The following is a 26,220-nucleotide window of genomic DNA, read 5'->3' on the forward strand; positions in this document are numbered from 1 at the left end:
ACATATATTTTTTAGTTATTAATCTTCCCAAAAATCTCTTCTTGCAGACGGCGACCAGTCGGTGTTGCTGCAAGTCCACCTTCTGCTGTTTCACGAAGTGCTACTGGCATCGTTTGTCCGATTCTAAACATTGCCTCAATTACTTCATCACATGGAATTGTACTCGTTACGCCAGCTAATGCTAAATCAGCTGAAATCATCGCATTCGCAGCTCCTGCTGCATTACGTTTTACACAAGGTACTTCTACAAGCCCTGCAACAGGATCACATACTAAACCAAGCATATTCTTTAATGAAATTGCCATCGCTGTAGCTGCTTGATCTTGTGTTCCACCAGCCATCTCAACTGCTGCTGCTGCTGCCATTCCACTTGCTGAACCTACTTCAGCTTGGCAACCTCCTGCCGCGCCGGAAATACAAGCGTTATTCGCAACAACCATACCGAAAGCTCCTGCTGTAAATAAGAATTCAATCATTTCTTCACGTGTAGGCTGTAACTTCTCTTGCAGTGCAAACAGTACACCTGGCACTGTTCCAGCAGAACCTGCTGTTGGTGTTGCACAAATAATTCCCATCGCTGCGTTTACTTCATTTGTTGCAACAGCTTTACTCACTGCGTCCAAAATCGTATCTCCAGATAAGCCTTTTCCGCTATTCATATACGTCTGAACTTTTACAGCATCTCCGCCAGTTAAACCAGTTGGTGATTTCACACCGCGAATACCACGTTCTACTGCTTGCTCCATCACGACTAAGTTCTTTTCCATACCAGCAATTACTTCTTCACGTGAAATACTTCTTGTTTCCATTTCACATTGAATCATAATTTCTGCGATTTTTACATTTTGTTCTTTAGCTTGCGCCACTAGTTCCGCTGCGTTCCGAAACATGGTGTGTCCCCCCTGCAATTATTCCATAATAGTTACTTGACAAATATTTTGTTGCGCGTTTATTTCTTCAATCACTTCATCTGCTAATAATTCATCTGTTTCAATAACCATCAGCGCTCTTCTACCTTTTTCTTTACGAGAAACACTCATTGTACTAATGTTAATTTCATGTTTCGCAAGGATTGAAGCTACTGCTGCAATAGCACCGAAGCGATCGTTATTTACAATAAGTAGTGCTGGACTCGTGCCTGTTAATTGAAGATCGAATCCGTTTAATTCTACAACTTCAATTTTACCGCCACCAATTGAGCAAGCAACAACTTCAATTTCTTCTTCACCTTTATACAAACGAATTCTCGCTGTATTTGGGTGAGGTGCATTTGCATCTTCTTCAATGAATTCCACTTCAATTTCGCGCTCTTTTGCTATGTCTAGCGCCTCTGGAATACGTAAGTCATCTGTTTCAAACCCTAATATCCCACCGATCAGTGCTACATCTGTACCATGCCCACGATACGTCTTTGCAAATGATCCATATAATGAAATGCTTACTCTTTCTGGTTCATGACGAAACAGCTGGCGAGCAACTTGCCCCATTCTTGCTGCGCCTGCTGTATGTGAACTTGATGGGCCAATCATAACTGGACCAATAATATCAAATACTGAGCGATACTTCATCATAACTCCCCCTAAACCTCTATGAAAAAAATTTTTACTATTCTATTAAGCTACCAAATCGGTTGCTTTTCTAGTTGTACTACGAATTTATTCCGCTGTACGAATTGGATCGTTTTTGAATAACAGTGAAACAATATATCCTGAAATAATACTAGTGACCATAATAAATAAGAAACTTAGCATTACCTTCATTTAAAAATAATATAAGCTAATCCACAATAAAGTCCGGTAGCAACCCAAAGTTTAACACAGAACCACTTACAAGGATAGCATAAACAAGTGAAACTTTAATTAGTAGGGATTTTGTCCATCCCACTGATTATTAGCCCGCAAATAGCGGATAAAGTGAAACTTTAATCAGTGGGGGTTTTGTTCATCCCCCACTGATTATTAGTTGAACCAATCGGACGTTTACGGACAGTTGATCTCCCACCTAACTTCTTTGCTCCAACTGAATTTTGAGGTGGGAGTTTTACTGTCCGTTAACGCGGGATAAATTATAATCTGCCCTCATTATAGCTTGTTTTTAATAAAACGCTTACTTTTATTGAATTTTAAAAGTTCTGAATAACAATCTGTTTTTACCATTTGTACCACTCGTATGTCGTCTGACTTATATAACAGTTTTTCTAAATAATCGCTACTATGTATTTTTATCCTATATCTTCACATCATTAAAACTTTCTGTTTCATCCCCTATAAGTATAAAATGATAACAGTTTTATTTTTGATTTTTTTTAGAAATAAAAAAATGGCAACCTCTTGTCGCCATTTTTTCATACCATTATTACCTTTCTACTGGAAATGATTTCAAATCCGTAGCTATTTCTGTATTAGAAAATAACTCTCTTGCCTCTTTCAATAATTCCTTATATGTATCTCCTTGATAACGAGAACTAATATGAGTCAATATTAAACGTTTTGCATTTGCCTGAAGTGCAATACTCGCAGCTTGCTTAGATGTGGAATGAAAATAATCATACGCTTGTTGTTCATCTTCTGCCGCGAAAGTTGCTTCATGAACAAGTACGTCAGCGTCTTGTGCTAGCTCTCTACTCGCTTCACAATATCTTGTATCACCTAAAATGGTAATAACTCTTCCCTTTTGAGGTGGGCCGATAAAATCTTTTCCGTTTAGTATCGTACCATTTTCTAATTCAACTACTTCTCCATCTTTTAAACGTTTAAAGAGTGGACCTGGTTTCACACCCATCTCCAGTAATTTATCGACTAAAAGGGCACCTTGTATATCTTTCTCTATAATACGATACCCAAAACATTCAATACCATGTGACAATCTTTTCGTTTCTACATGAAATTCATTATCTTCAAACACAGTACCTTCTTCTGTTATCTCAACAATTTCAAGTGGATATTTTACATGTGTCGTACTTACTGATAATGCCACTTCAATAAATTGTTTAATTCCTTTTGGTCCATACACTGTTAAAGGTGTAGTCCCTCCTTGAAATGAACGGCTTCCTAATAAACCAGGCAAACCAAAAATATGATCACCATGTAAATGCGTAATAAATATTTTTTCAATGCGGCGTGGGCGTACTGATGTATGTAATATTTGATGTTGCGTCGCCTCGCCACAATCAAATAACCAAGTCTGTCCTCGTTCTTCTAACAATTGCAAAGCAATTGCTGAAACATTCCTTCCTTTCGAAGGAACACCTGCACCAGTTCCTAAAAATACAAATTCCACTTTCTTTCCTCCAGCTCTTTATATAATCTACCTTTCATCTTACGGAATGTTATTTCAAATGGCAAATCGAATTTACATAACCAATCATCTAGACAACTATATAACACGAACATTATACTCAAAAAACTTAGATATCGTTCGTATTTTGTGTTAAAATAATTATACTACATGTTAAGGGAGCGTTTTATTATGAAAGAAGCATTTCGTTTACAAACTGATTTTTCATCTTCATTTGATCGCTGGGTAAGTTCTTTCGTGTCAGATCACCCAGCACAATTAGAATGGACGACTTTGAAAGAATTAATCCATGAATATACAACAACACATACAAATGATTCGTTACCAACATATATTTCTTCAGCTTTAACCTATTACGCACAACGCGTTTCAACAACAAACAGTTCAGAAATTGTTATTTTTGAAAATGCTACAATCTCATAATCTATAATAAAAAAGCACTGTAATCAGTGCTTTTTTATTTATACTTATTTAGCAAATCATCATATTCCGTCCAAAAATCTGTATACATACTTTGATCGAACTCATCTAAAATTATCTTTTCACTTGAGTGATTAAATAATTCTTTTGCTTGTAGTGCAAAAGAAACAATTTGTGTTCTATATTCACTTTCCTTCACTTCTATATGAATTCCTTCATAGTATGTAGCTTTTTGACAAGTAGAAATCACTTTAACAAAATCTTTTAAAAGCACGTTTTCGCCTATATAATTTACAGTCCAGTGAATTGAAATTGGGCATCCTAACATTAACATAGTGCCACATCCATGCAAAATAAGCCCCTCTTCATTTTCAATATCACAAGTATATTCTTTATCTAAAGTTCGTAACAGAGCCAAAGCTGATTCACTTATTCCCCATTCCTCATCCATACCTGTTTGTGTAATAATCGTTCCATCCACATTTAAATAAATTTCTCCGTGAGAACATAAATCTTCCTGCTCATTAAACAACCACTTTTGATTCTCAATATTTATAATAAATTTTTGTGGTACCATTACAAAATTCCCCTCTTATAAAAAGATTTATTCTCCATATTATTTATAAACGACATAATGTATTTCATCTCGAATATCTATTATAAATCTATATAATATTTTAAAAACACAGACAAAAAAGATATTGACACTATAAATTCACAGTGCTAACATTCAAATTGTAATAGAATATGGTCTCTGTTAGGTGAGGCTCCTGTATAGAGAAACGCTGCTGCCCAAAAATGTCGAGAGACGCCAATGGGTCAACAGGAAAGGTCGGAATGAAGGCCTTTTTTAACGTAGCTGGTTTCAGTACCTATGCTATACAGTGCTAAAACTCAACGAGGGAGAGGTGCGTATATTTTGTCATACACAAAAACTGTTTTTATCTATGTTTACTAACAGTATTTGTTGTGGACTCTTTTAACTGCGAATTCAGACCTTTACTCGTTTTGAGTAAAGGTCTTTTTATATGCACCTTACTATGAAACAAACATAGCATATTCAGAAACTACTAAATTGTACGGAGGTGAGGAACAGTTGGCAATTGATGATTCGGCCCAGATACCCATATGTTTTACGTTAATATTTCATCATGTAGGTAGGAAAGAAGCTGTTCCTCCTAATTTTAAATAGTCGAGTAACAGATTGTTTCCTCCTTCATGAAAAAGGAGGAACTACCGATGTTAAATTTACAAAGACAAGAAACAAAACATTCTTACAATCAAGATCGTATGAACACAAATAACGAATTATTGCTGGAAGTCGCAACACAAGGTGCAAAAAAGGCGTTACAACTTTTAGAAACAACAGAAGATGGACTCTCTAAACAAGAAGCGGCTCGTAGACTTACTTTATATGGCCCCAATGAAATCGCTCATAATAAAATATTGCCGTGGTACGTTCAATTTCTATTAGCATTTAAAAATCCGTTTATTTTTGTTTTATTAGCTCTCGGCGCACTCTCTTTTTTCACAAATGACATACAAGGAACCCTCGTTGTATCTGTCATGGTAATACTTAGTGCAACGATTCGCTTTTTACAAGAATTTCGTTCTCAAAAAGCTGCGGATCAGTTAAAAGCTATGGTTCGAACAACGGCGAGCGTCTTTAGAATAGATGGATTTGTACACGAAATAAAAAACGTAATGAATTTAAAGCAAAATAATACAACGGAAATTCCAATTGAGGAACTTGTACCTGGCGATATTATTTCACTTTCAGCCGGTGATATCGTTCCGGCTGATGTGCGTATTTTATCAGCTAAAGATTTATTTGTGAATCAGTCTTCTTTAACTGGGGAAGCACTTCCTGTAGAAAAGTACGAAAACTGTTACCATACAGAGAATCAACATATCTTACCGAAAAACACGAAAAAAAATTACAATCCACTCGATATGGAAAACCTTTGTTTTATGGGTACAAATATTGTAAGTGGTAGCGCAAAAGCTGTTGTCATCTCCACAAGTACCGATACGTATTTCGGTTCTTTAGCAAAGAAGGTAATTGGTAAGCGCGTAGAAACAAGTTTTGATAAAGGAGTAAACAAAGTAAGCTGGCTCTTAATTACATTCATGCTTATTATGGCACCTATCGTACTTCTCATTAACGGATTTACAAAAGGGGATTGGCAAGAGGCTTTCTTCTTCGCTATCGCTATTGCTGTTGGTCTCACACCTGAAATGTTACCAATGATTGTAACTGCTAATTTAGCAAAAGGTGCCGTTAACATGTCTAAACAGAAAGTAATTGTAAAACAACTGAATTCTATTCAAAACTTAGGTGCTATGAACATTCTTTGTACCGATAAAACGGGTACTTTAACAGAAGATAAAGTTGTACTTGTCCGGCATTTAGATCCAAACGGTAATACATGTAATCGTGTATTACACTTCGCCTATTTAAATAGCTTCTATCAAACAGGATTGAAAAATTTAATAGATAAAGCCGTTATGAAACATACAGAAGAAAACCAAAAGTTTAATCCATCCATTTTTCAAAAACTAGATGAAATTCCATTTGATTTTGCTCGCCGGCGTATGTCTGTCATCGTGAAAGATATTTCAGGTGAACATACAATGGTTTGTAAAGGGGCAGTAGAAGAAATTTTATCTATTTGTAACTACACTGAAATAGATGGAAAAGTTGTTTCTCTTACCGATGACATGCGCTCAAATGTAAAACAACTAAGTGAAACATTAAATAGTGAAGGTATGCGTGTTATTGCTGTAGCTTATAAAAAAGATAGACCAATAAATGATACAGAGTACGCGGTACAAGATGAAAATGATATGATTCTCGCTGGATATATTGGCTTTTTAGATCCACCGAAACCATCTGCAGCTACTGCCATTCAAGCATTACAGAAACATGGTGTACAAGTAAAAATTTTAACTGGTGATAACGAAATCGTGACAAGAAAAGTTTGCAAAGAAGTTGGATTAAATATCGGTGAGCCTGTCCTTGGTTACGAAATTGATTCTTTACCTGATAAAGCATTAGCAAAATTAGCCGAAGAAACGACTGTATTTGCTAAACTAAATCCAATGCAAAAATCTCGCATTATACAAGTATTACAAGGAAACGGACACACTGTAGGTTATATGGGAGATGGCATTAACGATGCGGTAGCGTTACGTGAAGCTGACGTTGGCATATGTGTTGATACTGCAACTGATATTGCAAAAGAGTCTTCCGACATTATTTTACTTGAAAAAAGTTTAACGATTTTAGAAGCAGGTATTTTAGAAGGACGCACTACATTTGGTAATATTTTAAAATATATTAAAATGACAGCTAGCTCTAACTTCGGAAATGTATTTAGTGTGTTAGTAGCAAGTGCTTTCATCCCCTTCTTGCCGATGCTTGCCATTCACCTTTTAATTCAAAACTTACTTTATGATATTTCACAACTGTCTATTCCATGGGACAAAATGGATAAAGAGTTTTTAGAAAAACCAAGAAAATGGGATACTGCGAACTTACGGAACTTCATTATTTGTATCGGTCCTATTAGTTCCATATTTGATATCATCACATATGTAGTCATGTGGAACGTCTTCGGTGCGAATACAACTAGCAATCAATCATTATTCCAATCTGGTTGGTTTGTCGTTGGATTACTAACACAAACTTTAATTGTTCACATGATAAGAACACAGAAGATTCCGTTCATTCAAAGTACTGCGTCAATACCGGTTCTTTTATTAACCGCTTGTATTATGGCAATCGGAATTTATATTCCATTCTCACCACTCGGAGCAGCCGTTGGATTACAAGCATTACCACTTAGCTACTTCCCTTGGTTAATAGGAATACTATTAGGCTATGCTTTCTTAACACAGTCCCTAAAAAAAGTTTATATTAAAAAATATCATAGCTGGTTATAAAGTGAAGCTTTCATCAGCCCGCAAATAGCGGGATAAAAATGAGAATGAGCGGGTCCCCCACTCATTCTCAAAAACATAACATGGACTTATATGTATGGAGGTGACCATGATGGTATGGTATGACATTGTATTAAGATTATTTATCGCCATTATTGTAGGTGCTTGCATCGGAATGGAACGGCAATGGAGACACAGGATGGCTGGACTACGGACAAATGCTCTCGTATCACTTGGTGCCTGTATATTTGTTTTATTATCCGTCATGCTTGATCACGATGCTAGCCCCTCACGTATTGCCGCTCAAGTCGTTAGTGGGATTGGTTTTTTAGGAGGCGGCGTTATTATCCGCGATGGTTTTAGTATTAGAGGGCTTAATACGGCAGCTACTCTATGGTGCGCAGCTGCCGTTGGTACTCTTACAGGCGCTGGTTTCCTCATTGCAGCTATATTAGGTGCAACTGGCGTTTTACTAGCAAATATACTACTTCGCCCAATCGCTCTCTTTATGAATCAGAAATCAAAAGAAGAATCACCTGAACAAACGAACTACTTACTGTCTCTTACTTGCTCAGAAGAAAATGAAGCCCACATTCGTTTTTTACTTATGCATATGGTAAGTTCTGAAGGGATCGGTTTAAAAGAATTATATAGTGAAGACGTAAATTCTAAGCAAAAAGTGTGTATACAAGCTACATTACATTGCAGTACAAATGCAGCAGTCTTAATTGAAAAAATAGTGAGTAGAATGCTATTAGAATCTGGCGTTACTGCAGCTGGGTGGAAAACTTCATTCAATTTAGAAGCAAGTTAAAAATAAAAGGTGTCATCATATTTATAGCTACATGACACCTTCTACATAAACTTATTTTCTAATTTTTGCTGAAAAGACTTTTCTTGCTTACGTAATAATTGACTACCTCGTTGTAAAATCGGCATTCCATACTTATCATTAATTTGATCAATGACAGCAAGTAGCGGCTCTTCTTTCGCATCTTCTTCAAATGAAAACAAATCTAATTGTTTCGCCGATTCTGTCTTCCACTCTATTTCAGTAGCTGTAACACCTAGTAAACGGACGGAATCACCGTCCCAATGTTGCTTCCATAAACGAGATGCTGCCTGAAAAATATCTCGTTCTTCCCAAATGGCATTTTTCAATTGCTTACTCCGCGTTACTGTCCGCCTATCATGATATTTAATCATAATTTGAATATTATAGCTGACAAGGGTTCGCTTTTGTAATCTTTTACTCACTGACTTGGATAGCCTTTCTAACATATCAAGTAATTCTTTCTCTTCATCCATATCCTTTGAAAAAGTCATCGAATTACCGACACTTTTATGTTGTCCCATTTGACTCGGATCAACTTCCCTATCATCCACACCTTTTGCCCGCCTTTGTAAATCAACACCATGCTTTCCAATTTTAGCGCGAATGATATGTTCGTTCCCTTTTGCTAACTGCTCAATTGTTTGTATATGAATATCATTTAATTTTTCAGCTGTTTTTTCTCCAATTCCATGCATCGCTCCAACCGGAAGTGGCCAAATCATTTCTGGAATATCTCGTTTTCGAAGCACAGTAATCCCGAGGGGCTTTTTCATATCAGAAGCTGTTTTTGCTAGGAAAAGGTTTGGAGCAATTCCAATGCTACAGGGTAGCTGTAACTCTGTTAATAACGCCTGCTGAATCATCTTTGCTATTTCAAGAGGCGAACCGAGTGCGTAGCAATCTGTAATATCTAAATATCCCTCATCTATAGAGACTGGTTGTATTTTTTCCGTAAAACGGGAAAGGATTTGAAACATTTGAAATGAAGCTTCACGATATAATGTAAAATTAGGACGCCTTACAACTAATTGCGGGCATAACCTTTTTGCTTCCCAAAGAGGCATCGTTGTACGTATTCCAAATTCCCTCGCCTCATAACTACATGTTATGATGATTCCTTTTCTTTCTTTTTCATTTCCAGCAACCGCTAACGGCTTTCCTTGTAATGATGGGTCATGAGCAATTTCAACAGATGCGAAGAAACAATTCATATCTACATGTAAAATAACACGACCATTTTTCGGATACATTTCTCGCATAGTACTCACTCCCTAATCAGAACATTCGTTCTTTTATTATATCAAATTTTGCACAATAATTATAATAATTCCTTGTTCTTTTCTATCATATTCATTGCTATAATTTAAATAAAGTGGATATATTTGTAATTAGGGGTGATTATTATGAATTCAACTGATAAACTCAATTATACGTTTCTCGTAATTATACTAATTGTCGCAATCAATTATTTACTTCTTCCTATTTTTGATATTAACATAGCTGGTTTCCTCCCTCGGCTAGTCCATGTAGTAACAACTTACATACTGCCATGGATTTTCTTGTATTGGCTTATCCGCCTTGTAAAAGCAATCGAATCAAAAAAAAGCGTGTAAATCCATTGTGATTTACACGCTTTTTCTATTACATTATTTCGCTACTTCTTCAATAATTGCGACAACTAATTCTGCTGTTTTCGCTAATTCCTCAACAGGGATCTTTTCGTTTGTTGTATGAATTTCTTCATAACCAACCGCTAAGTTAACTGTTGGAATACCGTGTCCTGCAATTACGTTTGCATCACTTCCGCCACCACTTTGGTGAAGGGAAGGTGTACGACCAATGTTTTCTGCTGCACGTTTTGCAACCTCTACAACGTGGTCGCCATCAGCAAATTTAAATCCTGGGTACATAACGTTTACTTCAACGTCTGCGTGACCGCCCATTTCTTTTGCAGTTGTTTCAAATGCTTCTTTCATTTTCGCAACTTGTACTTCCATTTTTTCATTGATTAATGAACGCGCTTCTGCAAAAATTTGTACATGATCGCAAACGATATTCGTTTGTGTACCACCTTCAAAACGTCCAATATTTGCAGTAGTTTCAGAATCAATACGACCAAGTGGCATCTTCGCAATTGCTTTCGCTGCAATAGTAATTGCAGATACACCTTTTTCTGGTGCTACACCAGCGTGAGCTGTTTTCCCGCGAATAATTGCATTCACTTTCGCTTGTGTTGGAGCTGCAACAACGATTTCACCAACTTTTCCATCGCTATCTAATGCGTAACCGTATTTCGCTGTAATGCGCTCACGATCTAATGCTTTTGCACCAACAAGACCAGATTCTTCTCCAACTGTAATAATAAATTCAATTGTACCATGAGGGATATTTTTTTCTTTTAAAACACGGATTGCTTCAAACATCGATGCTAATCCTGCTTTATCATCCGCACCTAAAATCGTAGTACCATCTGATACGATATATCCATCTTTAATAGAAGGCTTAATTCCATTACCAGGAACTACTGTATCCATATGAGAAGTAAAGTAAATTGTATCAACACCATCTTTTGTTGCTGGTAATGTACAAATTAAGTTACCTGCACTATGCCCAGTAACAGCCATTGTGTCATCTTCAAATACTTCTACACCTAAATCTGTAAATTTCTTTGTTAATACTTTGCAAATTTCTGCTTCAAATTTCGTTTCAGAATCTACTTGTACTAATTCCATAAATTCATTTACTAAACGTTCTTGATTAATCATAAGACTGCGCCTCCTGCACTACCATTATGTATGTAACACTATTAATTATAACAGAATTTCGCAAAAGTTTCGAAATACAAGACAAAAAACAGACGGTTTATATGTCTAGATAACCATCTGCTTTCTATTACTCATTTAACAATACCCAGCGCATATGATCTTCCCATACTCCATTTACCATTAACATCTTCCTAGACACTCCCTCATATTGAAAGCCTATCTTCGTCACTACTTGTATAGATGCTAAATTTCGCGGCATAATCGGTGCTTCTATACGATGTAATTGAAATTCCTCAAAAGCAACTTGAATCGCTTTTCTAAGCGCTTCTGTCGTATAACCTTTGTTTAACTCTGCCTTATCTAATTTATAACCGAGTACACAAGATTGATAAATGCCGCGAACGATTAAATTAAATGAAATACATCCAATTATTTTCGTATCATCACCCTTTTTAAAAATCCAAAGCCTGATGATTTTACCTTCTGCAAACTCTTTTCTATCCTTTTGTAACTTTTTCTTTTGATAATCTAACGTAAAAAAATCCTCTGGTCTATACTCTTCCCAAGCTTTTAAAAATTCACGATTTCTGTCGTAATATTGAAGAACTTTTTCAGCATACGACTCATCGATTTCCCTTAAATGTAAACGATTTGTTTCATATATTTTCATCATCGTATCTCCATTCTTCAGCTTGCATAACAAAAAACTTAAAATCTATCATTTTATATATTCTCTACATACATATGAATTTCCTGTTATACTTTACACACACTTCTCGAATTTTGTCATTTCTCTCCCCTTGTCCATAATATCATTTCTCGTTACAATGATATTGTACTGATTTGCAAGGAGGTATAACGATGCATAAAAAAGCTCAAAAAGTTATGATTTATGTAATGCTAATTTCTATGCTTGTAACAACATTACTTGCTGGCGCGAGTATGTTTTGGTAAAAAGGACGATGTATTCGTCCTTTTTTTACGTTTTACACATAATATAACAAAATAAACCATCTCGATATCGAGATGGTTTATTTTATATAAAGCACAACCGCTACAATACTAAAGGAAAATGACATTACAAGTGCTATTATAAAGCTTGTATATTGTTTCTGCTGAAATGCCCCAATAACAAAAGTAAGATTGAGTAATGCCATACATACAAGTGCTACAAGATAAGAACATATATTAAAAGTTGCCAACATGAATGTAACAACAAATAGAAATCCCATAAAGAACTGCATATACGAAAGCTTTGGATTCAAGTACATATGAGCAACCCCTTTATCTAATTTTTCACCCCGATTGGTGAGGGCTGATATTCAGCGGGTAATAACATCCCACTGATTAAAGTTTCATTTTATCTTTCTATACTCCCATTAACTCATGGTTATGTACACATGTCAAGACAACTTGTTACAATAGAAAAAGCCAACCTTTTCGTTGGCTTTTTCATATGCAATGGCTCCTTTTTCTTTTGCCAATTGCTGAAATGATTTTTTCGACTTCACAATCCATACTTTCGTTCCAATTGGAATGCGATCAAATAAATACTCCACATCGTTTTTCTTCATTCTTATACATCCTTGTGAAATATACTTTCCAATTGAACTAGGTTGGTTTGTTCCATGTATTCCATATTTACTCCCATCAGTTCCTCTTGCATTAAATCCAATCCACCTTGACCCAAGTGGATTTTTCGGTGATCCACCGGGAATATCCTTCGCAATATAATACGGATCCTTTGCTTTCATTACAACATCAAAAGTTCCCTCTGGAGTTAATTCATTTGTTTTCCCTGTCGCTACTGGAAAAACCTTTTGAATCTTTCCATCGTCAATATAAGCTAGTTTATTCGTCGCTTTATTTACAATAATAAAAGGATCTCCGGCACGTGGATTATCACCAAGAGGCCAAATAGGCGATAAAGAAAGACATAATATGAAAGAGAGAAGATACGGCATAAATAATTCCTACCTTCTATATAAGTTCTTTTATATTATCCTTTCCCTTAAAGCGGCTTTTAATGAGTAAATATTGCTCCATTTCATATACAAGTTGAACAAGTTTCGCACGTATCTCAAATTCTTCACGTGTAGCCGGCAATGGCATATCCCTAAATAATTCTCGCATTTCTTGAAGCTGTCTTAAGGAGATAACCCCAGTACTCTCAGGGCTAATGGCATTTCCAATGTTCTCAACCACATCCGCAATCATATCAGCTTGTTCATATGTCCATGATAAAGAAGCTGCTAACGGTATCATCCGCTCTAAAATTTCGAACTGTTGCATGCGCATATTAAAATAACGATAGTAATAGCCATCTTCTCGCATAAATGCATTCTCAAGTTTCTTAAACGATAAATCCCTTGCTTCATTTAGCATATTTTCAGTTTCAATAAGCTCTGCCCCGCTCCAACTACTTTCTCTGTTTCGTAGATACACAACCATTTCAAACAAAATCGTTTTAAAATTACTTTCTATTGTATCCTGATACTCTTTTAGCTTATTTTCACTACTTGGCATATACATATTCACTAATAATGCCACGCTAATCCCTATCGTTAATATCGCAATTTCATTTCCAACAATAAGCCATGTAATTTGTTTCAATGAATATAGATGCATCACAATAACTGAACTCGTGACAATACCTTCTTGAATTTTAAGCATAACTGCAGTCGGAATAAATGTAAGTAATAATACGCTAATTGCTAGTGGTGTATATCCAATTGTTTCAAAAATACAAAACGCGAATACCATTGATAATACACAAGCTAAAAAACGATGTAACGATACTTGAAGTGATTTACGTTTCGTATTTTGTACACATAATATAACTAAAATACCCGCTGAACTATAAAATTCTAATCCTAATAACTGAGCAATAAAAACCGCTGTGCCTGTCCCTATTGCTGTTTTTACTGTACGGTATCCGATTTTGAACATAGCATTGCTCCTATATGTATAAACGTATTTACAGTTAGTATAAAAAAAGGATGACACAATGTCATCCTTTTCTACTTATTATTCACGTAACCTTTACAGATTACAATATTTTTTGTAAAAATTGTTGCGCACGTTCACTTTTCGGTGCTGCAAAAAATTCCGCTGGCGAACTATCTTCTACAAGCTTTCCACCATCTAAAAAGAGAACACGATCTGCTACTTCTTTTGCAAATCCCATTTCATGTGTAACAATCGCCATTGTCATTCCTGTCGTAACTAATGATTTCATAACTTCTAACACTTCTTTTACCATCTCTGGATCTAGTGCTGATGTTGGTTCATCAAATAACATCACTTCTGGTTCCATCGCTAACGCTCTCGCAATTGCTACACGTTGCTTTTGTCCTCCCGAAAGACGATTCGGATACGTATCTTTTTTATCTAATAAACCGACCTTTTCTAAAAGTTTTTCGGCTTTCTTTTCAGCTTCTTGTTTCATTACTCCTTTTACATTGATAGGAGCATACGTAATATTTTCTAATACAGTCATATGAGGAAATAGGTGAAAATGCTGAAATACCATTCCGACATTTTCACGAACGTGCATAATATTCGTTTTCGGATTCGTTACTTCTTCCGTTCCAATCCAAATATGACCATTTGTCGGTGCTTCTAACACATTCATACAACGTAAAAATGTTGATTTCCCTGATCCAGACGGTCCAATAATTGCTACTACTTCCCCTTTTTCAATCGTTGTTGTAATTCCTTTTAATACTTCATTTTTTCCAAATGATTTATGAAGGTTTTCAATTTTAATCACTTTTCTTCATTCTCCCTTCAATTGCCTTCCCGACTAATGTAAGAATAATGACTAGCATATAATAAATTAGTCCAACAAAAAGTAATGGTTCAAGATATTTAAACGTTTCACCGCCTACGATGTAAGCACGGCGCATTAAATCCGTCGCTCCTATTACTGTTACTACAGCCGATTCTTTCGTAAGTGTCGCAAACTCGTTCACAAGCGCTGGTAATATATTTTTTAATGCTTGAGGGAAAATAATATTTCGCATCATTTTCCCGTAAGGAACCCCTAATGCCATTGCTGCTTCTGTTTGTCCTTTATCAACCGCTTGAATGCCCGCGCGGATTACTTCTGACATATATGCACCTGAATTCAAACTAAATGCTAATACAGCCGCTAAGAATGCTGGTATTTCATAACCAATTATTTGCGGGACACCGAAATAAATAATCATTAATTGCAATACAAGTGGTGTACCACGGAAAATTGATGTATAAAGATCAGCCGCTATATTTAATGCTCGTATTCTAGCAATTTTGCAAAGCGCTAATAACATTCCTAAAATAAATCCTACTAGCGCTGATACTGCTACAATTTTCAAAGTAACTTCTAAGCCCTTTAATATATATGGGATCGAAGGCGTAATCGCCGAAAAATCTAAGTTCATTCTTTTCATTCCCCTCACAGAAAAGTGAAAGGCAGCTTATTTTTCGCTGCCAAACCATTTCTTCACTAATTTATCCATTTCTCCATTTTCTTGCATTTTTTTAATTACTTTATTAAATTCAGCTGTTTTATCACTGTTTTTTGGAAGAGCAATTGCTGCTCCAACTTCTTCTGGCGCTTCTTTAATTTCAATTCCTTGTAATTCTTTCATTTTTTCTAAATAATTTTTAGCAACTGTATCTTCTATAATTGCAGCGTCAAAACGACCTGCTTTAATTTCTTGTACGATTTCTGGTATACGGTCACGTCCCTCAACTTTGAAATCTACTTGTTTTTTAAATTCTGCTGCTTTCTCTTCTTGAATAGATCCTGTTTGTACCCCTACTTTTTTCCCTTTTAAATCCTCTACAGATTGAATGTTTGAATCCTTTTTAGAAACGACCATGTTTTTCGCAACGAAATAAATATCTGTGAAATCAACATTATTTTTACGCTCTGCAGTTGGCGTCATACCTGCCATTACGAAATCAACTTTTCCTGAGCTAAGAGATGCTAATAAACCACCAAAATCCATATCTTTCACTTTCACTTCATAACCAAGTTCTTTTCCGATATATTTAGCAACATCAACATCAAAGCCGATAATTTCATCACTTTTTGAAGCTTCTACGTATTCATATGGTTTATAATCTGCTGAAGTCCCCATAACCAATACTTTTTTATCTTTTCCAGTAACCTTTTCTTCCCCATTACTACAAGCGCTGAACATACTTACAACTAAAATAAGTGCAAACGATATTGATAATAACTTCTTCATCTTTCTTCCCCCTAATGATGTATATTTAAAAGTTTAATAGAATATTTATTCGATGTTTGTATTGTATCAGCACTTTTATTTTTATGCAATATATAAAATAAAAATAAATTAAATAACAATATTAATAATGTTTGTCGTGTATAAAATAATGCATAAAACAACATGACTATGCATGTCCCATAAATTTTAATACTAAATAAAAAAGGCGGTACACCCACTTAATTGTGGACATACCGCCTTTTCGTTTATTTTTATAGTTCTTCACAATTCTCTTCGAAATAAGATTGTAGTTTTGCAATAACTTGCATCGGTTCATGACCTTCAATTTCATGACGCTCTACCATCGTTACAATTTTTCCATCTTTTAATAAAGCAAATGATGGAGAAGAAGGTGGATACCCTTCGAAATATTCACGAGCTCTTGCTGTTGCTTCTTTATCTTGACCTGCAAACACCGTTACAAGATGGTTAGGACGTTTATCATAATGTACAGAATGCGCAGCAGCAGGACGAGCAATACCACCTGCACAACCACATACAGAGTTTACCATTACAAGTGTTGTTCCATTTCTTTTAAACGCTTCTTCTACTGCTTCTGGCGTCGTCAATTCTGTATATCCAGCAGAGACAATCTCTTCACGCGCTTGGCGGACAACATCATTCATAAAAAAGTTAAAATTAATCAATCTTTTCCCTCCTCTAAAACTACCTATTAGTATCTTACCAGTTAATGTTTATGAAATACAAGTAAGTTTACTTGTATTTGGGTATAGAAAAGGTGTTAGAACCCTGTTCTAACACCTTTTCTTAATGACCACGATGTTTTTGCTTTGCTTTTTGTACTTTGATTAAACGTCTTCTTTGTTTTTCAGCCTCTCGCTTCTCCTTAGATTGCACTTTCTTTTCTTGTTTATGCAGTTCATAAGATAAGCTAATTGCCTCTTGCGCCTTAGTAAAGCGGTTTACATTTACTTCTTTTGCTGCTTGTCGTATGATCCGCTTTATATTTTTGGGACGCTGTTTTTCTTTCACTTCCACGCCACATTTTGCAAAGTACTGAAAATACGCTAACATTGAACCGTTCACAAATATAAGCACTTCTTCGTCTGAAGGTTCCGTTCCAAAGATATACCTCGCTCCATACAACTTCCCTTTTTCTTTACATGTAATGATTCCAACAAAAAATTGGCCATCGTGATATACTGTCAACTCCATTGACAGCCCCGCCTTAAAAAAATTAGAAATACGGGACATCCCGGAGGGGAAGGTTACTGACATGAAATCATGCGTCTGGACTACCAACCAGAACTATGTTTTTGTATTTCTTTCACTATTATTATATCTTTTTTTCCATAATCTTCGTATATTCCGCAATCATTTTTTTATGCGATCCTACAATATAGTCAGGTAGTTCTGTTAGTGGGAAGAATTTAAGCTGAACTGCTTCTTCTTTATTCATAACAAAATCACCTTCGTATTCATCCGTATAATAAGCTGTCGTTACAGATTGAAATTCATCACCGTTTGCTAGTTTTGTAAAATAGTTCGCTCCAGAAAACACATTGATTAATCGCAGGTTCTTCACTTCTATTCCTGTTTCTTCGTATACTTCACGGCAAGCTGTTTCTTCTGGTGATTCACTAAGCTCCATTAATCCGCCAGGCAGCCCCCATTTTCCGTAAGGCTCTGTTCTTTGTTGTAATAATACATATCCATTTTCATTTATAACGAGTACAACAGCACCAACTAAAATTAAAGGGCGATGACCAACTATTTTTCGTAATTCTTCTACATATCCCATCGTATCGCCTCCTTTTTCGTTGTCCACACTATTGTATCATATGTACGAAACGACAAAATGCGTATATTTTTCATTTTTTTTAACAAAATATTTATTTTATGCGCTTCATCTACTGTAGCTAACATACTGTGAAGTACAACGAGTATGAACGTTGTACTCATCGAGCCGAGTAATCCCATTTTTTCATCAGATAATGCATTAGAAATATTCCCACCAAGCAATAACACTAATACGACATCTAAAAAACGAAGTTGTGCGATGGACCTTTGCCCCATCGCTTTCGCAACTAATATTAAAAATATGTATGCTATCATCGCCCGAATAACCCATTCATTATTAGAAAGATGCCGTGCCCCTTCAAAAATATGCATATGCATTACTTTGCACTCCTTACCCATCTCAAACTGCTATTCTGTTTTAGTTTGCAACGTTTAAGAGCATATATGTAAAAAGGCTGGTTCGTATTTACACGAACCAGCTTTTTTACTTAACAGAAAACATATACTTTTTATACGTTTTCCGTACCGATAATATGAGACCCATCATAATCATATTCGAGAACAAGGAACTTCCCCCATATGATAAGAACGGTAATGCAATCCCTTTTACAGGCATTAATCCAACGATCATACCGATGTTTTGGAATATTTGAACCGTTAATATTCCAATTGCTCCCGCACATAATAATGTACCGAATAAATTATCAGCAGAATAACCAATAATAATTGTTCGATATAGTAGTAATAGGAACAAGAATACAACTAACGCGGCTACGATAAATCCACCTTCTTCGGCAATTGTAGCAAAAATAAAGTCAGTATGCTTCTCAGGTATATAGACGTTCCCTTCGCCAAATCCTTTTCCTTCCATACCACCACTACCTACAGCTAAAATTGATTGCTGTGTTTGATAACCTTGATCTGCATTTTCAAATGGATTTAACCAACCTACAATACGTGATTGTTGGTGAGGTTTTAGTAACGTAACTAAATTATTAAAGAAGAAATCCTCATACCTTACGTAAATAAATATTAACGTAGATAATACGGTCACCGGAATAACTGTACATAACGCTATCAATTTCTTCTGAATACCTGACATAAATAAAATACATGCAATAGCAGCAGCGTATAAGAACACCATCCCTGTATCCGGTTGGCTATATACAACGGCCATAGGCGGGAGGGATACTAGCACAATTTTACCTACTAATTTTAAGTCCGTTTGGAATGTCCTTGCCATATACTGCGCATTATGTTTCACTGCTATACTTGCTACTACGAGAAGCAATGAAATTTTGAAAAACTCAGATGGTTGAATTTGTCCAACTAATGGAAATACAAACCATCTTTTTGCACCTAATTTTTCAGGTGTGAAAGTGGAAACCGGTAGTATTTTCAAAAGAATAAGTGAAGCAAATCCAACGATATAAAGTGGCCAAGATAATTTTTGTAATTGATCTAAGTCAATGCTTGCAACAAGCAATAACAATACAATCCCAATTATGTAGTTCAAACCCTGTTTCATCGCAAAGTTTGCCTCTCCATATTGGCCAGTTTGCTGACTGCTATATATAGCAGCTATACTCGTAACACATAGTGCACACAAAATTAATATTAATTTTACATCTAAACTTTTTAGAAACTCGGTACTTCTTTTCATGACATCCTCCTGAAACATTGTTACAGCAAAATAAAAAACCAGGAGTCAACATTCTTCATGTTTTGACGACTGATTACACATTATCTATAAAACACTTATATAGAATAACTCTCTTTTTCATACAATACAATATATTATACTACAGTTTCATCAGTAAGATTTGCCAAAAAAATTATTCTTTCCTTATTTTATATCTATATACCATATATCAGCAATGTATTTTCATAAATTCCTAATACATACTCGTTCATTGTAAGATTGCTGGGAAAATTGTTGTACATATAGTAGGATGCAAATGAAGAAATAAGACGATAAAAAGCTCGCATAAGCGAGCTTTTTATTAATATACAGATGTATTATTTTCTGACGTATTTTCTAGAATTTCTTTTACACGTCCTAAGAACTTACCACAAATTAGGCCATCTAGTACACGGTGATCAAGTGATAAACATAAGTTAACCATGTCGCGAGCACCGAACATACCATTATCCATAATTACTGGGCGTTTTACAATTGATTCAACTTGTAAAATAGCCGCCTGTGGGTAATTAATAATACCCATAGATTGAACAGAACCGAATGATCCTGTGTTATTAATTGTAAATGTTCCGCCTTGCATTTCGTCCGCTTTTAACGATTTCGTACGTACTTTTCCTGCAAGCTCTGTAATTTCACGAGCGATACCTTTAATCGTCTTCTCGTCCGCATGTTTAATTACTGGTACAAATAATTCATCCTCTGTTGCAACAGCGATAGAAAGGTTAATATCTTTCTTCTGAACAATCTTATCGCCAGCCCACATTGAATTGATTTGAGGATATTCTTTTAACGCTTGTGCTACTGCTTTTACGAAGAAAGCAAAGAACGTTAAGTTAAAGCCTTCGCGTTTTTTGAAATCACCTTTAATTGAATTACGGTATGACACAAGGTTTGTCACATCTACTTCAATCATCATCCAAGCGTGTGGCGCTTCGTGTTTACTACGTAACATGTTCGCTGCGATTGCTTTACGCACACCTGTTACTGGAATTTCGATATCGCCAGGCATTGTTGGTACAGAAACTGGTTTTGCAGCTTCTACTTTTTGTGCTACTGGCGCTGCTTTTGGTGCTTCTGGACGAGCTTCTACTACTGCCGCTACCGCTTCCTCTTTCTTCGCACCTGCTTGCGGAATATTTCCAGATTCCACTAGCTTTAAAATATCTTTACGAGTGATACGACCATTTGCTCCCGTACCTTCTACTAAATCTAAATCAACATTATGCTCACCCGCAAGTTTTAAAACAGCTGGTGAAAAACGTGGTTTTCCATCAGTTGGTTGTTTTGCTTTCGGTGCTTTTTCAGACGTAGCTACTTCTGCCTTTGGTTCTTCTTTTGTTTTTTCCTCAACAGCTGTCGCTGCTACTTCATCTGCGCCTTCTACTTGAATAACACAAACTATTTCACCTACAGCTAACGTCTCACCTTCACCAGCGATTAATTCTTTCACAATACCAGTGAAAGAAGATGGTACTTCAGCATTTACTTTATCAGTCATTACTTCTGCAAGCGGATCATACTTGTTTACGTGATCGCCAACATTAACGAGCCATTTACTAATTGTACCCTCTGTAACGCTCTCCCCGAGCTGAGGCATTGTGATATTTTCTACAGCCATGTATAGTCCCCCCGATTAAAATTCCGCAAGTTCACGCATTGCTTTTTCAACTTTATCTGGATTTACCATAAAGAATTTTTCCATTGTTGGTGCATATGGCATTGCTGGAACGTCTGGACCTGCAAGACGTGCGATTGGCGCATCTAAATCAAACAGACAGTTTTCAGCAATAATTGCTGCCACTTCACTTATAATACTTCCTTCTTTATTATCTTCTGTTACAAGAAGAACTTTACCTGTTTTAGAAGCTGCTTCAATGATTGCTTCTTTATCTAATGGATATACAGTACGTAAATCAAGAACATGTGCAGAGATGCCATCTTGCGCTAACTTTTCAGCTGCTTGAAGAGCGAAGTGAACACATAATCCGTACGTGATAACAGTAATATCATCACCTTCGCGTTTTACATCTGCTTTTCCGATTGGTAATACGTAATCATCCTCTGGCACTTCACCTTTAATTAAGCGATATGCACGCTTATGCTCAAAGAATAATACTGGATCTTCATCACGAATTGCTGCTTTTAATAAACCTTTTGCATCATATGGTGTAGAAGGAATAACAATTTTTAAACCTGGTTGGTTCGCAAACATCGCTTCCACAGATTGTGAATGATACAATGCACCGTGAACACCGCCGCCAAATGGCGCACGAATTGTAACTGGACAAGTCCAATCGTTATTAGAACGATAACGAATTTTTGCTGCCTCAGAAACAATTTGGTTTACTGCTGGCATGATGAAATCAGCAAACTGCATTTCAGCGATTGGACGCATACCATACATTGCCGCACCAATTGCTACCCCAGCAATTGCAGATTCTGCAAGCGGTGCATCAAGCGCACGATCTTCACCAAATTGATCATATAAACCGTGTGTCGCTTTAAATACGCCACCTTTTTTACCAACATCTTCACCTAAAACGAATACTTTCTCATCGCGTTCCATTTCTTCGCGCATTGCTAATGTAATAGCATCAATATAAGACATTACAGCCATGAAACGTTCCCCCCTATTCTGCGTATACGTGCTTCAATGCATCTTCAGGTGCTGCATACGGAGCATTTTCTGCATATTCTGTTGCTTCATTTACGATATGCATAATTTCGTCTAACATTTGTTTTTCAGATTCCTCAGTTAACACGCCAGCTTCTTTTAAATAAGCAGCAAATGTTATAATTGAATCTTTTTTCTTTGCTTCTTCTACTTCTTCTTTATCACGATAAACACGATCATCGTCGTCACTAGAATGTGCTGTTAAACGATATGATACTGTTTCAATTAAAGTTGGGCCTTCACCACGACGGCCGCGGTCTGCAGCTTCTTTTACAGCTTTATATACTGCAAGTGGATCGTTTCCGTCTATTGTATATCCAGGCATACCGTAACCAATTGCACGGTCTGATACATTTTTACATGCTAATTGTTTTTCAACTGGAATAGAGATTGCGTATTTATTATTTTCACACATGAAAATAACAGGTAGTTTGTGTACACCAGCAAAGTTTGCCCCTTCATGGAAATCACCTTGGTTAGAAGAACCTTCCCCGAATGTAACAAACGTTACTAAATCTTTCTTTTCCATTTTTCCAGCTAATGCAATACCAACTGCATGTGGTACTTGCGTTGTTACTGGAGATGATCCTGTCACTATACGATTTTTCTTTTGACCGAAGTGACCAGGCATTTGACGACCACCAGAGTTTGGATCTCCAGCTTTCGCGAAAGCAGACAACATAAGCTCTTTAGCTGTCATACCAAACGCTAGTACAACACCCATATCACGGTAGTATGGTAATGCATAATCTTTCGCTCTATCAAGAGCGAATGCTGCTCCAACTTGTGCTGCCTCTTGTCCTTGACAAGAAATTACAAATGGAATTTTACCAGCTCTGTTTAATAACCACATACGTTCGTCAATTTTACGTGCAAGTAACATCGTACGGAACATTTCTAATACTTGTTCATCACTTAAGCCAAGCTCTTCATGGCGCTTTTCTTTTACTTCTGCCATTTTTCATAACCTCCTAAATCCACATTTTTATGCGTGTAACGCTTTTCCATCTACAGCTAATGCTGCTTCACCAATCGCCTCAGATAATGATGGATGCGGATGAATTGTATGTGCTACTTCCCACGGTGTTGCATCAAGTACTCTTGCAAGACCAGCTTCAGAAATCATATCTGTTACATGTGGTCCAATCATATGAACACCAAGAATGTCATTTGTTTCTTCATCAACTACAAGTTTTACGAAACCATCTGATTCGCCGTATACAAGTGCTTTTCCGATTGCACGGAATGAGAACTTCCCTACTTTTAACTTATAGCCTTTTTCTTTCGCTTCTTGTTCTGTTAAACCGACAGAAGCAACTTCCGGACTGCTATATACACATTTTGATACCATAGAATAATCAATTGGTGTAACTTCTTTACCAGCAATATGTTCTACTGCAACAATTCCTTCATGAGAAGCAACGTGAGCAAGCTGTAAACCACCGATTACATCACCGATTGCGTAAATATGAGATTCTTTCGTTTGATAAAACTCATTTGTTTGAATGTATCCTTTTTCCACAACGATATCCGTATTCTCTAAACCAATATTTTGCGTATTGGCTTGTCGTCCTACAGATACAAGCATTTTTTCTGCTTTAAATTCTTTATTCTCACCGTTATGTTCAGCTTGAATTGTTACTCCATTATCTTTTACCAATGTTTCTGGTAATACTTTTGCACCAGTTACCACTTTAATACCTTTTTTCTTGAATAGACGTTGCATTTCTTTTGAAACGTCCTGATCTTCTAGTGGTAATATCGTTTTCGCATACTCTAATACTGTAACTTCTACACCAAAGTCAGCAAGCATAGATGCCCACTCAATACCGATTACACCGCCACCAACGATAATGATCGAACTAGGAAGCGTTTCCATTTTTAGGGCATGATCGGAAGACATTACATACTCTCCGTCTAATTCTAAACCTGGTAATGAATTCGGACGAGAACCTGTTGCAACAAGTACATTTTTTGGAATTAACATTTCATTCTCTTCTCCACTTGCAAGTTCAACTGAAATTGTCCCTGGCATTGGAGAGAAAATAGATGGGCCAAGAATACGACCGATACCTTCAAACACATCAATTTTACCTTGTTTCATTAAGTGTTGAACACCTTTATGAAGTTGCGTTACAATCTTCTCTTTACGCTCTTGCACTTTCGCAAAGTTTAGTTCTACATTACTGGCAATAACTCCGAACTCTTCGCTTTTTTTAGCAGTTGCGTATACTTCCGCACTACGTAAAAGAGCTTTACTAGGAATACATCCTTTGTGCAAACAAGTACCACCAAGATTTTCTTTTTCAACAAGTGCAGTTTTTAAACCTAGTTGTGATGCACGAATAGCAGCAACATATCCACCAGTACCGCCGCCAACGATGACTAAATCATATTCTCTTGCCATTATCTCAACCCCTAGCTACTGTTTGTTTTTCTCGTACAACATACTCTTTCGGCGCTTCTTCTTCACGTAATACACGAAGTGCTCCTTCTGCCAATGCTTGTAATTCATCTTCCCCTGGATGTACGATAACATCTGCAATCCAGTCAACACGTTCTTTTATTTCATCAACAAGAATTTTACTGTATGCAAGTCCACCAGTTAAAACGATTGCATCGATTTTCCCGTGAAGTACAGCGCTAGCTCCGCCAATCTCTTTTGCAACTTGATATGCCATTGCTTTATAAATAAGAGTTGCTTCCGGATCACCTTTTTCCACCATTTGTTCTACTTTGATCGCATCATTTGTACCGATTAGGCTTACAAGTCCACCTTGTCCAACAAGTTTTTTAACCATTTCGTCACGGTAATACTCACCAGAGAAACACATCTCAACTAATTGTCCTACCGGTACTGTACCCGCACGCTCTGGGCTAAATGGTCCTTCTCCGTTTAAGCCGTTATTCACGTCAATAACTTTTCCTTTTTTATGAGCACCAACTGTGATACCGCCACCCATATGTGTAACTAATAAATTTAAATCCTCGTATTTGTGATTTAATTCTTCAGCCACTTTACGAGCAACCGCTTTTTGGTTTAATGCATGGAAAATACTTTTACGTTCCATACCAGCAATACCGCTTATACGAGCAATCGGCTCCATTTCATCTACAACGACAGGATCTACTATGAATGCCGGAATATTTAATCCAGAAGCGATTTCATATGCTAAAATGCCTCCAAGGTTTGAAGCATGATGACCGCTAAACCCATTTTTTAAATCTTCTAACATCGAATTGTTCACTGTGTATGTTCCGCCTTCGATTGGACGAAGTAATCCCCCACGCCCACAAACTGCGTTTAACTTTGAAATGTTAATACCGTGAGAATGTAGAACTTCTAAAATCGTTTCTTTGCGAAACTCATATTGATCGATAATTCTTTTATATTTTCCAATTTGTTCTTCATCATGACGAATAGTTTCTTCTAAAACGGGTCTTTCATTATCAAAAACACCAATTTTTGTGGATGTACTACCCGGATTAATAACAAGAATTCGATTTAAAGACACTGTTGCTACCTCCACTAATAAATTCAAAAG

27 protein-coding genes, 1 pseudogene and 1 riboswitch are annotated in these 26,220 nt (G+C 36.4%); of the genes and pseudogenes, 5 read left to right on the top strand and 23 right to left on the bottom strand.

Annotated elements, in window-relative coordinates; genetic code table 11:
• Window positions 1-11 precede the first annotated feature (11 nt).
• From sdaAA to rnz, 3 genes are all read right to left on the bottom strand, one after another.
• On the bottom strand, window positions 12-890 hold the full coding sequence (gene sdaAA, locus F8162_RS10900; RefSeq protein WP_151633034.1) for an L-serine ammonia-lyase, iron-sulfur-dependent, subunit alpha: 879 nt from the start codon (window positions 888-890) through the stop codon (window positions 12-14).
• Window positions 891-908: 18 nt separating this feature from the next.
• The gene (gene sdaAB, locus F8162_RS10905) at window positions 909-1,568 is read right to left on the bottom strand and encodes an L-serine ammonia-lyase, iron-sulfur-dependent subunit beta (protein WP_048531003.1); all 660 of its coding nucleotides are present in this window, start codon (window positions 1,566-1,568) and stop codon (window positions 909-911) included.
• 787 nt (window positions 1,569-2,355) lie between these two features.
• Complete coding sequence (gene rnz / locus F8162_RS10915; protein ID WP_048531005.1) at window positions 2,356-3,279, bottom strand: ribonuclease Z; 924 nt, start codon at window positions 3,277-3,279, stop codon at window positions 2,356-2,358.
• 189 nt (window positions 3,280-3,468) lie between these two features.
• Here rnz and F8162_RS10920 point away from each other — a divergent pair, with 189 nt between their 5' ends.
• Window positions 3,469-3,720 (top strand): DUF3932 family protein, encoded by a 252-nt coding sequence (locus F8162_RS10920; protein ID WP_000656495.1) that lies wholly within the window; start codon window positions 3,469-3,471, stop codon window positions 3,718-3,720.
• 34 nt (window positions 3,721-3,754) lie between these two features.
• Here F8162_RS10920 and F8162_RS10925 read toward each other — a convergent pair whose 3' ends face one another.
• Window positions 3,755-4,294, bottom strand: a complete 540-nt coding sequence (locus F8162_RS10925; protein ID WP_151633036.1) for a hypothetical protein — start codon at window positions 4,292-4,294, stop codon at window positions 3,755-3,757.
• A 169-nt stretch (window positions 4,295-4,463) separates the two neighbouring features.
• Window positions 4,464-4,629: riboswitch (M-box (ykoK) riboswitch) on the top strand.
• Between the two features lie 327 nt (window positions 4,630-4,956).
• On the opposite strand from F8162_RS10925, the gene mgtA reads away from it, so the two are divergent.
• Together mgtA and F8162_RS10935 are read left to right on the top strand one after the other, a co-directional pair.
• Window positions 4,957-7,662 (top strand): magnesium-translocating P-type ATPase, encoded by a 2,706-nt coding sequence (gene mgtA / locus F8162_RS10930; RefSeq protein WP_151633038.1) that lies wholly within the window; start codon window positions 4,957-4,959, stop codon window positions 7,660-7,662.
• Window positions 7,663-7,771: 109 nt separating this feature from the next.
• The gene (locus tag F8162_RS10935; RefSeq protein WP_151633861.1) at window positions 7,772-8,473 is read left to right on the top strand and encodes an MgtC/SapB family protein; all 702 of its coding nucleotides are present in this window, start codon (window positions 7,772-7,774) and stop codon (window positions 8,471-8,473) included.
• Window positions 8,474-8,514: 41 nt separating this feature from the next.
• Here the strand turns inward: F8162_RS10935 and F8162_RS10940 are convergent, their stop codons facing one another.
• A complete protein-coding gene (locus tag F8162_RS10940) occupies window positions 8,515-9,753 on the bottom strand; it encodes a DNA polymerase IV (RefSeq protein WP_151633040.1) in 1,239 nt (412 codons plus the stop codon).
• 144 nt (window positions 9,754-9,897) lie between these two features.
• On the opposite strand from F8162_RS10940, the gene F8162_RS10945 reads away from it, so the two are divergent.
• A complete protein-coding gene (locus F8162_RS10945) occupies window positions 9,898-10,107 on the top strand; it encodes a hypothetical protein (protein WP_151633042.1) in 210 nt (69 codons plus the stop codon).
• A gap of 33 nt (window positions 10,108-10,140) precedes the next feature.
• Here F8162_RS10945 and F8162_RS10950 read toward each other — a convergent pair whose 3' ends face one another.
• Both F8162_RS10950 and F8162_RS10955 read right to left on the bottom strand, forming a co-directional pair.
• Window positions 10,141-11,259 carry a tripeptidase T gene (locus F8162_RS10950; RefSeq protein WP_151633044.1) on the bottom strand — a complete coding sequence of 373 codons (1,119 nt, stop codon included), beginning with the start codon at window positions 11,257-11,259 and terminating at the stop codon, window positions 10,141-10,143.
• 127 nt (window positions 11,260-11,386) lie between these two features.
• Complete coding sequence (locus tag F8162_RS10955; protein WP_151633046.1) at window positions 11,387-11,932, bottom strand: GNAT family N-acetyltransferase; 546 nt, start codon at window positions 11,930-11,932, stop codon at window positions 11,387-11,389.
• Between the two features lie 188 nt (window positions 11,933-12,120).
• Here F8162_RS10955 and prli42 point away from each other — a divergent pair, with 188 nt between their 5' ends.
• Entirely contained in the window at window positions 12,121-12,213 is a 93-nt protein-coding gene (gene prli42, locus F8162_RS10960) for a stressosome-associated protein Prli42 (RefSeq protein WP_000549038.1), read from the top strand.
• A 77-nt stretch (window positions 12,214-12,290) separates the two neighbouring features.
• Here the strand turns inward: prli42 and F8162_RS10965 are convergent, their stop codons facing one another.
• From F8162_RS10965 to buk, 16 genes and pseudogenes are all read right to left on the bottom strand, one after another.
• Complete coding sequence (locus tag F8162_RS10965; protein WP_151633048.1) at window positions 12,291-12,530, bottom strand: DUF3894 domain-containing protein; 240 nt, start codon at window positions 12,528-12,530, stop codon at window positions 12,291-12,293.
• A gap of 132 nt (window positions 12,531-12,662) precedes the next feature.
• Window positions 12,663-13,223, bottom strand: a complete 561-nt coding sequence (locus tag F8162_RS10970) for a L,D-transpeptidase (RefSeq protein ID WP_151633050.1) — start codon at window positions 13,221-13,223, stop codon at window positions 12,663-12,665.
• 16 nt (window positions 13,224-13,239) lie between these two features.
• The gene (locus F8162_RS10975) at window positions 13,240-14,208 is read right to left on the bottom strand and encodes an aromatic acid exporter family protein (protein WP_151633053.1); all 969 of its coding nucleotides are present in this window, start codon (window positions 14,206-14,208) and stop codon (window positions 13,240-13,242) included.
• Window positions 14,209-14,308: 100 nt separating this feature from the next.
• Window positions 14,309-15,031, bottom strand: a complete 723-nt coding sequence (locus F8162_RS10980; RefSeq protein ID WP_151633055.1) for an amino acid ABC transporter ATP-binding protein — start codon at window positions 15,029-15,031, stop codon at window positions 14,309-14,311.
• A complete protein-coding gene (locus tag F8162_RS10985) occupies window positions 15,024-15,683 on the bottom strand; it encodes an amino acid ABC transporter permease (RefSeq protein ID WP_151633057.1) in 660 nt (219 codons plus the stop codon). Before F8162_RS10985 ends, F8162_RS10980 begins: the two co-directional genes overlap by 8 nt.
• A gap of 36 nt (window positions 15,684-15,719) precedes the next feature.
• Window positions 15,720-16,499: a transporter substrate-binding domain-containing protein gene (locus F8162_RS10990; protein WP_151633059.1), complete on the bottom strand. Its 780-nt coding sequence runs from the start codon at window positions 16,497-16,499 to the stop codon at window positions 15,720-15,722.
• Between the two features lie 251 nt (window positions 16,500-16,750).
• The gene (locus tag F8162_RS11000; protein WP_001979317.1) at window positions 16,751-17,164 is read right to left on the bottom strand and encodes a BrxA/BrxB family bacilliredoxin; all 414 of its coding nucleotides are present in this window, start codon (window positions 17,162-17,164) and stop codon (window positions 16,751-16,753) included.
• Window positions 17,165-17,306: 142 nt separating this feature from the next.
• Entirely contained in the window at window positions 17,307-17,714 is a 408-nt protein-coding gene (locus F8162_RS11005) for a YjdF family protein (RefSeq protein WP_151633061.1), read from the bottom strand.
• 121 nt (window positions 17,715-17,835) lie between these two features.
• Window positions 17,836-18,300: an NUDIX hydrolase gene (locus F8162_RS11010; protein ID WP_318826077.1), complete on the bottom strand. Its 465-nt coding sequence runs from the start codon at window positions 18,298-18,300 to the stop codon at window positions 17,836-17,838.
• A 128-nt stretch (window positions 18,301-18,428) separates the two neighbouring features.
• Window positions 18,429-18,677: pseudogene (locus F8162_RS11015) on the bottom strand (hypothetical protein); the annotation flags it as partial.
• Window positions 18,678-18,783: 106 nt separating this feature from the next.
• Complete coding sequence (locus tag F8162_RS11020; protein WP_151633065.1) at window positions 18,784-19,962, bottom strand: FtsW/RodA/SpoVE family cell cycle protein; 1,179 nt, start codon at window positions 19,960-19,962, stop codon at window positions 18,784-18,786.
• A 340-nt stretch (window positions 19,963-20,302) separates the two neighbouring features.
• Complete coding sequence (locus F8162_RS11030; protein ID WP_151633069.1) at window positions 20,303-21,619, bottom strand: dihydrolipoamide acetyltransferase family protein; 1,317 nt, start codon at window positions 21,617-21,619, stop codon at window positions 20,303-20,305.
• Between the two features lie 15 nt (window positions 21,620-21,634).
• Window positions 21,635-22,618 carry a 3-methyl-2-oxobutanoate dehydrogenase subunit beta gene (gene bfmBAB / locus F8162_RS11035; RefSeq protein ID WP_000290073.1) on the bottom strand — a complete coding sequence of 328 codons (984 nt, stop codon included), beginning with the start codon at window positions 22,616-22,618 and terminating at the stop codon, window positions 21,635-21,637.
• A gap of 13 nt (window positions 22,619-22,631) precedes the next feature.
• Window positions 22,632-23,633, bottom strand: a complete 1,002-nt coding sequence (bfmBAA, locus tag F8162_RS11040; RefSeq protein ID WP_151633071.1) for a 3-methyl-2-oxobutanoate dehydrogenase subunit alpha — start codon at window positions 23,631-23,633, stop codon at window positions 22,632-22,634.
• Window positions 23,634-23,660: 27 nt separating this feature from the next.
• A complete protein-coding gene (lpdA, locus tag F8162_RS11045) occupies window positions 23,661-25,082 on the bottom strand; it encodes a dihydrolipoyl dehydrogenase (RefSeq protein WP_000090438.1) in 1,422 nt (473 codons plus the stop codon).
• A gap of 4 nt (window positions 25,083-25,086) precedes the next feature.
• Window positions 25,087-26,190 carry a butyrate kinase gene (gene buk, locus F8162_RS11050; protein WP_151633073.1) on the bottom strand — a complete coding sequence of 368 codons (1,104 nt, stop codon included), beginning with the start codon at window positions 26,188-26,190 and terminating at the stop codon, window positions 25,087-25,089.
• Window positions 26,191-26,220 lie beyond the last annotated feature (30 nt).

The sequence above is a fragment of the Bacillus sp. CH140a_4T genome, from assembly GCF_008923725.1.
GTDB lineage: Bacteria > Bacillota > Bacilli > Bacillales > Bacillaceae_G > Bacillus_A.

Excerpts from the sequence above, each read along its gene's own strand:
- sdaAA (WP_151633034.1), bottom strand. The coding sequence starts at position 890 with ATGTTTCGGAACGCAGCGGAACTAGTGGCGCAAGCTAAAGAACAAAAT.
- sdaAB (WP_048531003.1), bottom strand. The coding sequence starts at position 1,568 with ATGAAGTATCGCTCAGTATTTGATATTATTGGTCCAGTTATGATTGGC.
- F8162_RS10920 (WP_000656495.1), top strand. The coding sequence starts at position 3,469 with ATGAAAGAAGCATTTCGTTTACAAACTGATTTTTCATCTTCATTTGAT.
- F8162_RS10925 (WP_151633036.1), bottom strand. The coding sequence starts at position 4,294 with ATGGTACCACAAAAATTTATTATAAATATTGAGAATCAAAAGTGGTTG.
- mgtA (WP_151633038.1), top strand. The coding sequence starts at position 4,957 with ATGTTAAATTTACAAAGACAAGAAACAAAACATTCTTACAATCAAGAT.
- F8162_RS10935 (WP_151633861.1), top strand. The coding sequence starts at position 7,772 with ATGGTATGGTATGACATTGTATTAAGATTATTTATCGCCATTATTGTA.
- F8162_RS10940 (WP_151633040.1), bottom strand. The coding sequence starts at position 9,753 with ATGCGAGAAATGTATCCGAAAAATGGTCGTGTTATTTTACATGTAGAT.
- F8162_RS10945 (WP_151633042.1), top strand. The coding sequence starts at position 9,898 with ATGAATTCAACTGATAAACTCAATTATACGTTTCTCGTAATTATACTA.
- F8162_RS10950 (WP_151633044.1), bottom strand. The coding sequence starts at position 11,259 with ATGATTAATCAAGAACGTTTAGTAAATGAATTTATGGAATTAGTACAA.
- F8162_RS10955 (WP_151633046.1), bottom strand. The coding sequence starts at position 11,932 with ATGATGAAAATATATGAAACAAATCGTTTACATTTAAGGGAAATCGAT.
- prli42 (WP_000549038.1), top strand. The coding sequence starts at position 12,121 with ATGCATAAAAAAGCTCAAAAAGTTATGATTTATGTAATGCTAATTTCT.
- F8162_RS10965 (WP_151633048.1), bottom strand. The coding sequence starts at position 12,530 with ATGTACTTGAATCCAAAGCTTTCGTATATGCAGTTCTTTATGGGATTT.
- F8162_RS10970 (WP_151633050.1), bottom strand. The coding sequence starts at position 13,223 with ATGCCGTATCTTCTCTCTTTCATATTATGTCTTTCTTTATCGCCTATT.
- F8162_RS10975 (WP_151633053.1), bottom strand. The coding sequence starts at position 14,208 with ATGTTCAAAATCGGATACCGTACAGTAAAAACAGCAATAGGGACAGGC.
- F8162_RS10985 (WP_151633057.1), bottom strand. The coding sequence starts at position 15,683 with ATGAACTTAGATTTTTCGGCGATTACGCCTTCGATCCCATATATATTA.
- F8162_RS10990 (WP_151633059.1), bottom strand. The coding sequence starts at position 16,499 with ATGAAGAAGTTATTATCAATATCGTTTGCACTTATTTTAGTTGTAAGT.
- F8162_RS11000 (WP_001979317.1), bottom strand. The coding sequence starts at position 17,164 with ATGAATGATGTTGTCCGCCAAGCGCGTGAAGAGATTGTCTCTGCTGGA.
- F8162_RS11005 (WP_151633061.1), bottom strand. The coding sequence starts at position 17,714 with ATGGAGTTGACAGTATATCACGATGGCCAATTTTTTGTTGGAATCATT.
- F8162_RS11010 (WP_318826077.1), bottom strand. The coding sequence starts at position 18,300 with ATGGGATATGTAGAAGAATTACGAAAAATAGTTGGTCATCGCCCTTTA.
- F8162_RS11020 (WP_151633065.1), bottom strand. The coding sequence starts at position 19,962 with ATGAAAAGAAGTACCGAGTTTCTAAAAAGTTTAGATGTAAAATTAATA.
- F8162_RS11030 (WP_151633069.1), bottom strand. The coding sequence starts at position 21,619 with ATGGCTGTAGAAAATATCACAATGCCTCAGCTCGGGGAGAGCGTTACA.
- bfmBAB (WP_000290073.1), bottom strand. The coding sequence starts at position 22,618 with ATGGCTGTAATGTCTTATATTGATGCTATTACATTAGCAATGCGCGAA.
- bfmBAA (WP_151633071.1), bottom strand. The coding sequence starts at position 23,633 with ATGGCAGAAGTAAAAGAAAAGCGCCATGAAGAGCTTGGCTTAAGTGAT.
- lpdA (WP_000090438.1), bottom strand. The coding sequence starts at position 25,082 with ATGGCAAGAGAATATGATTTAGTCATCGTTGGCGGCGGTACTGGTGGA.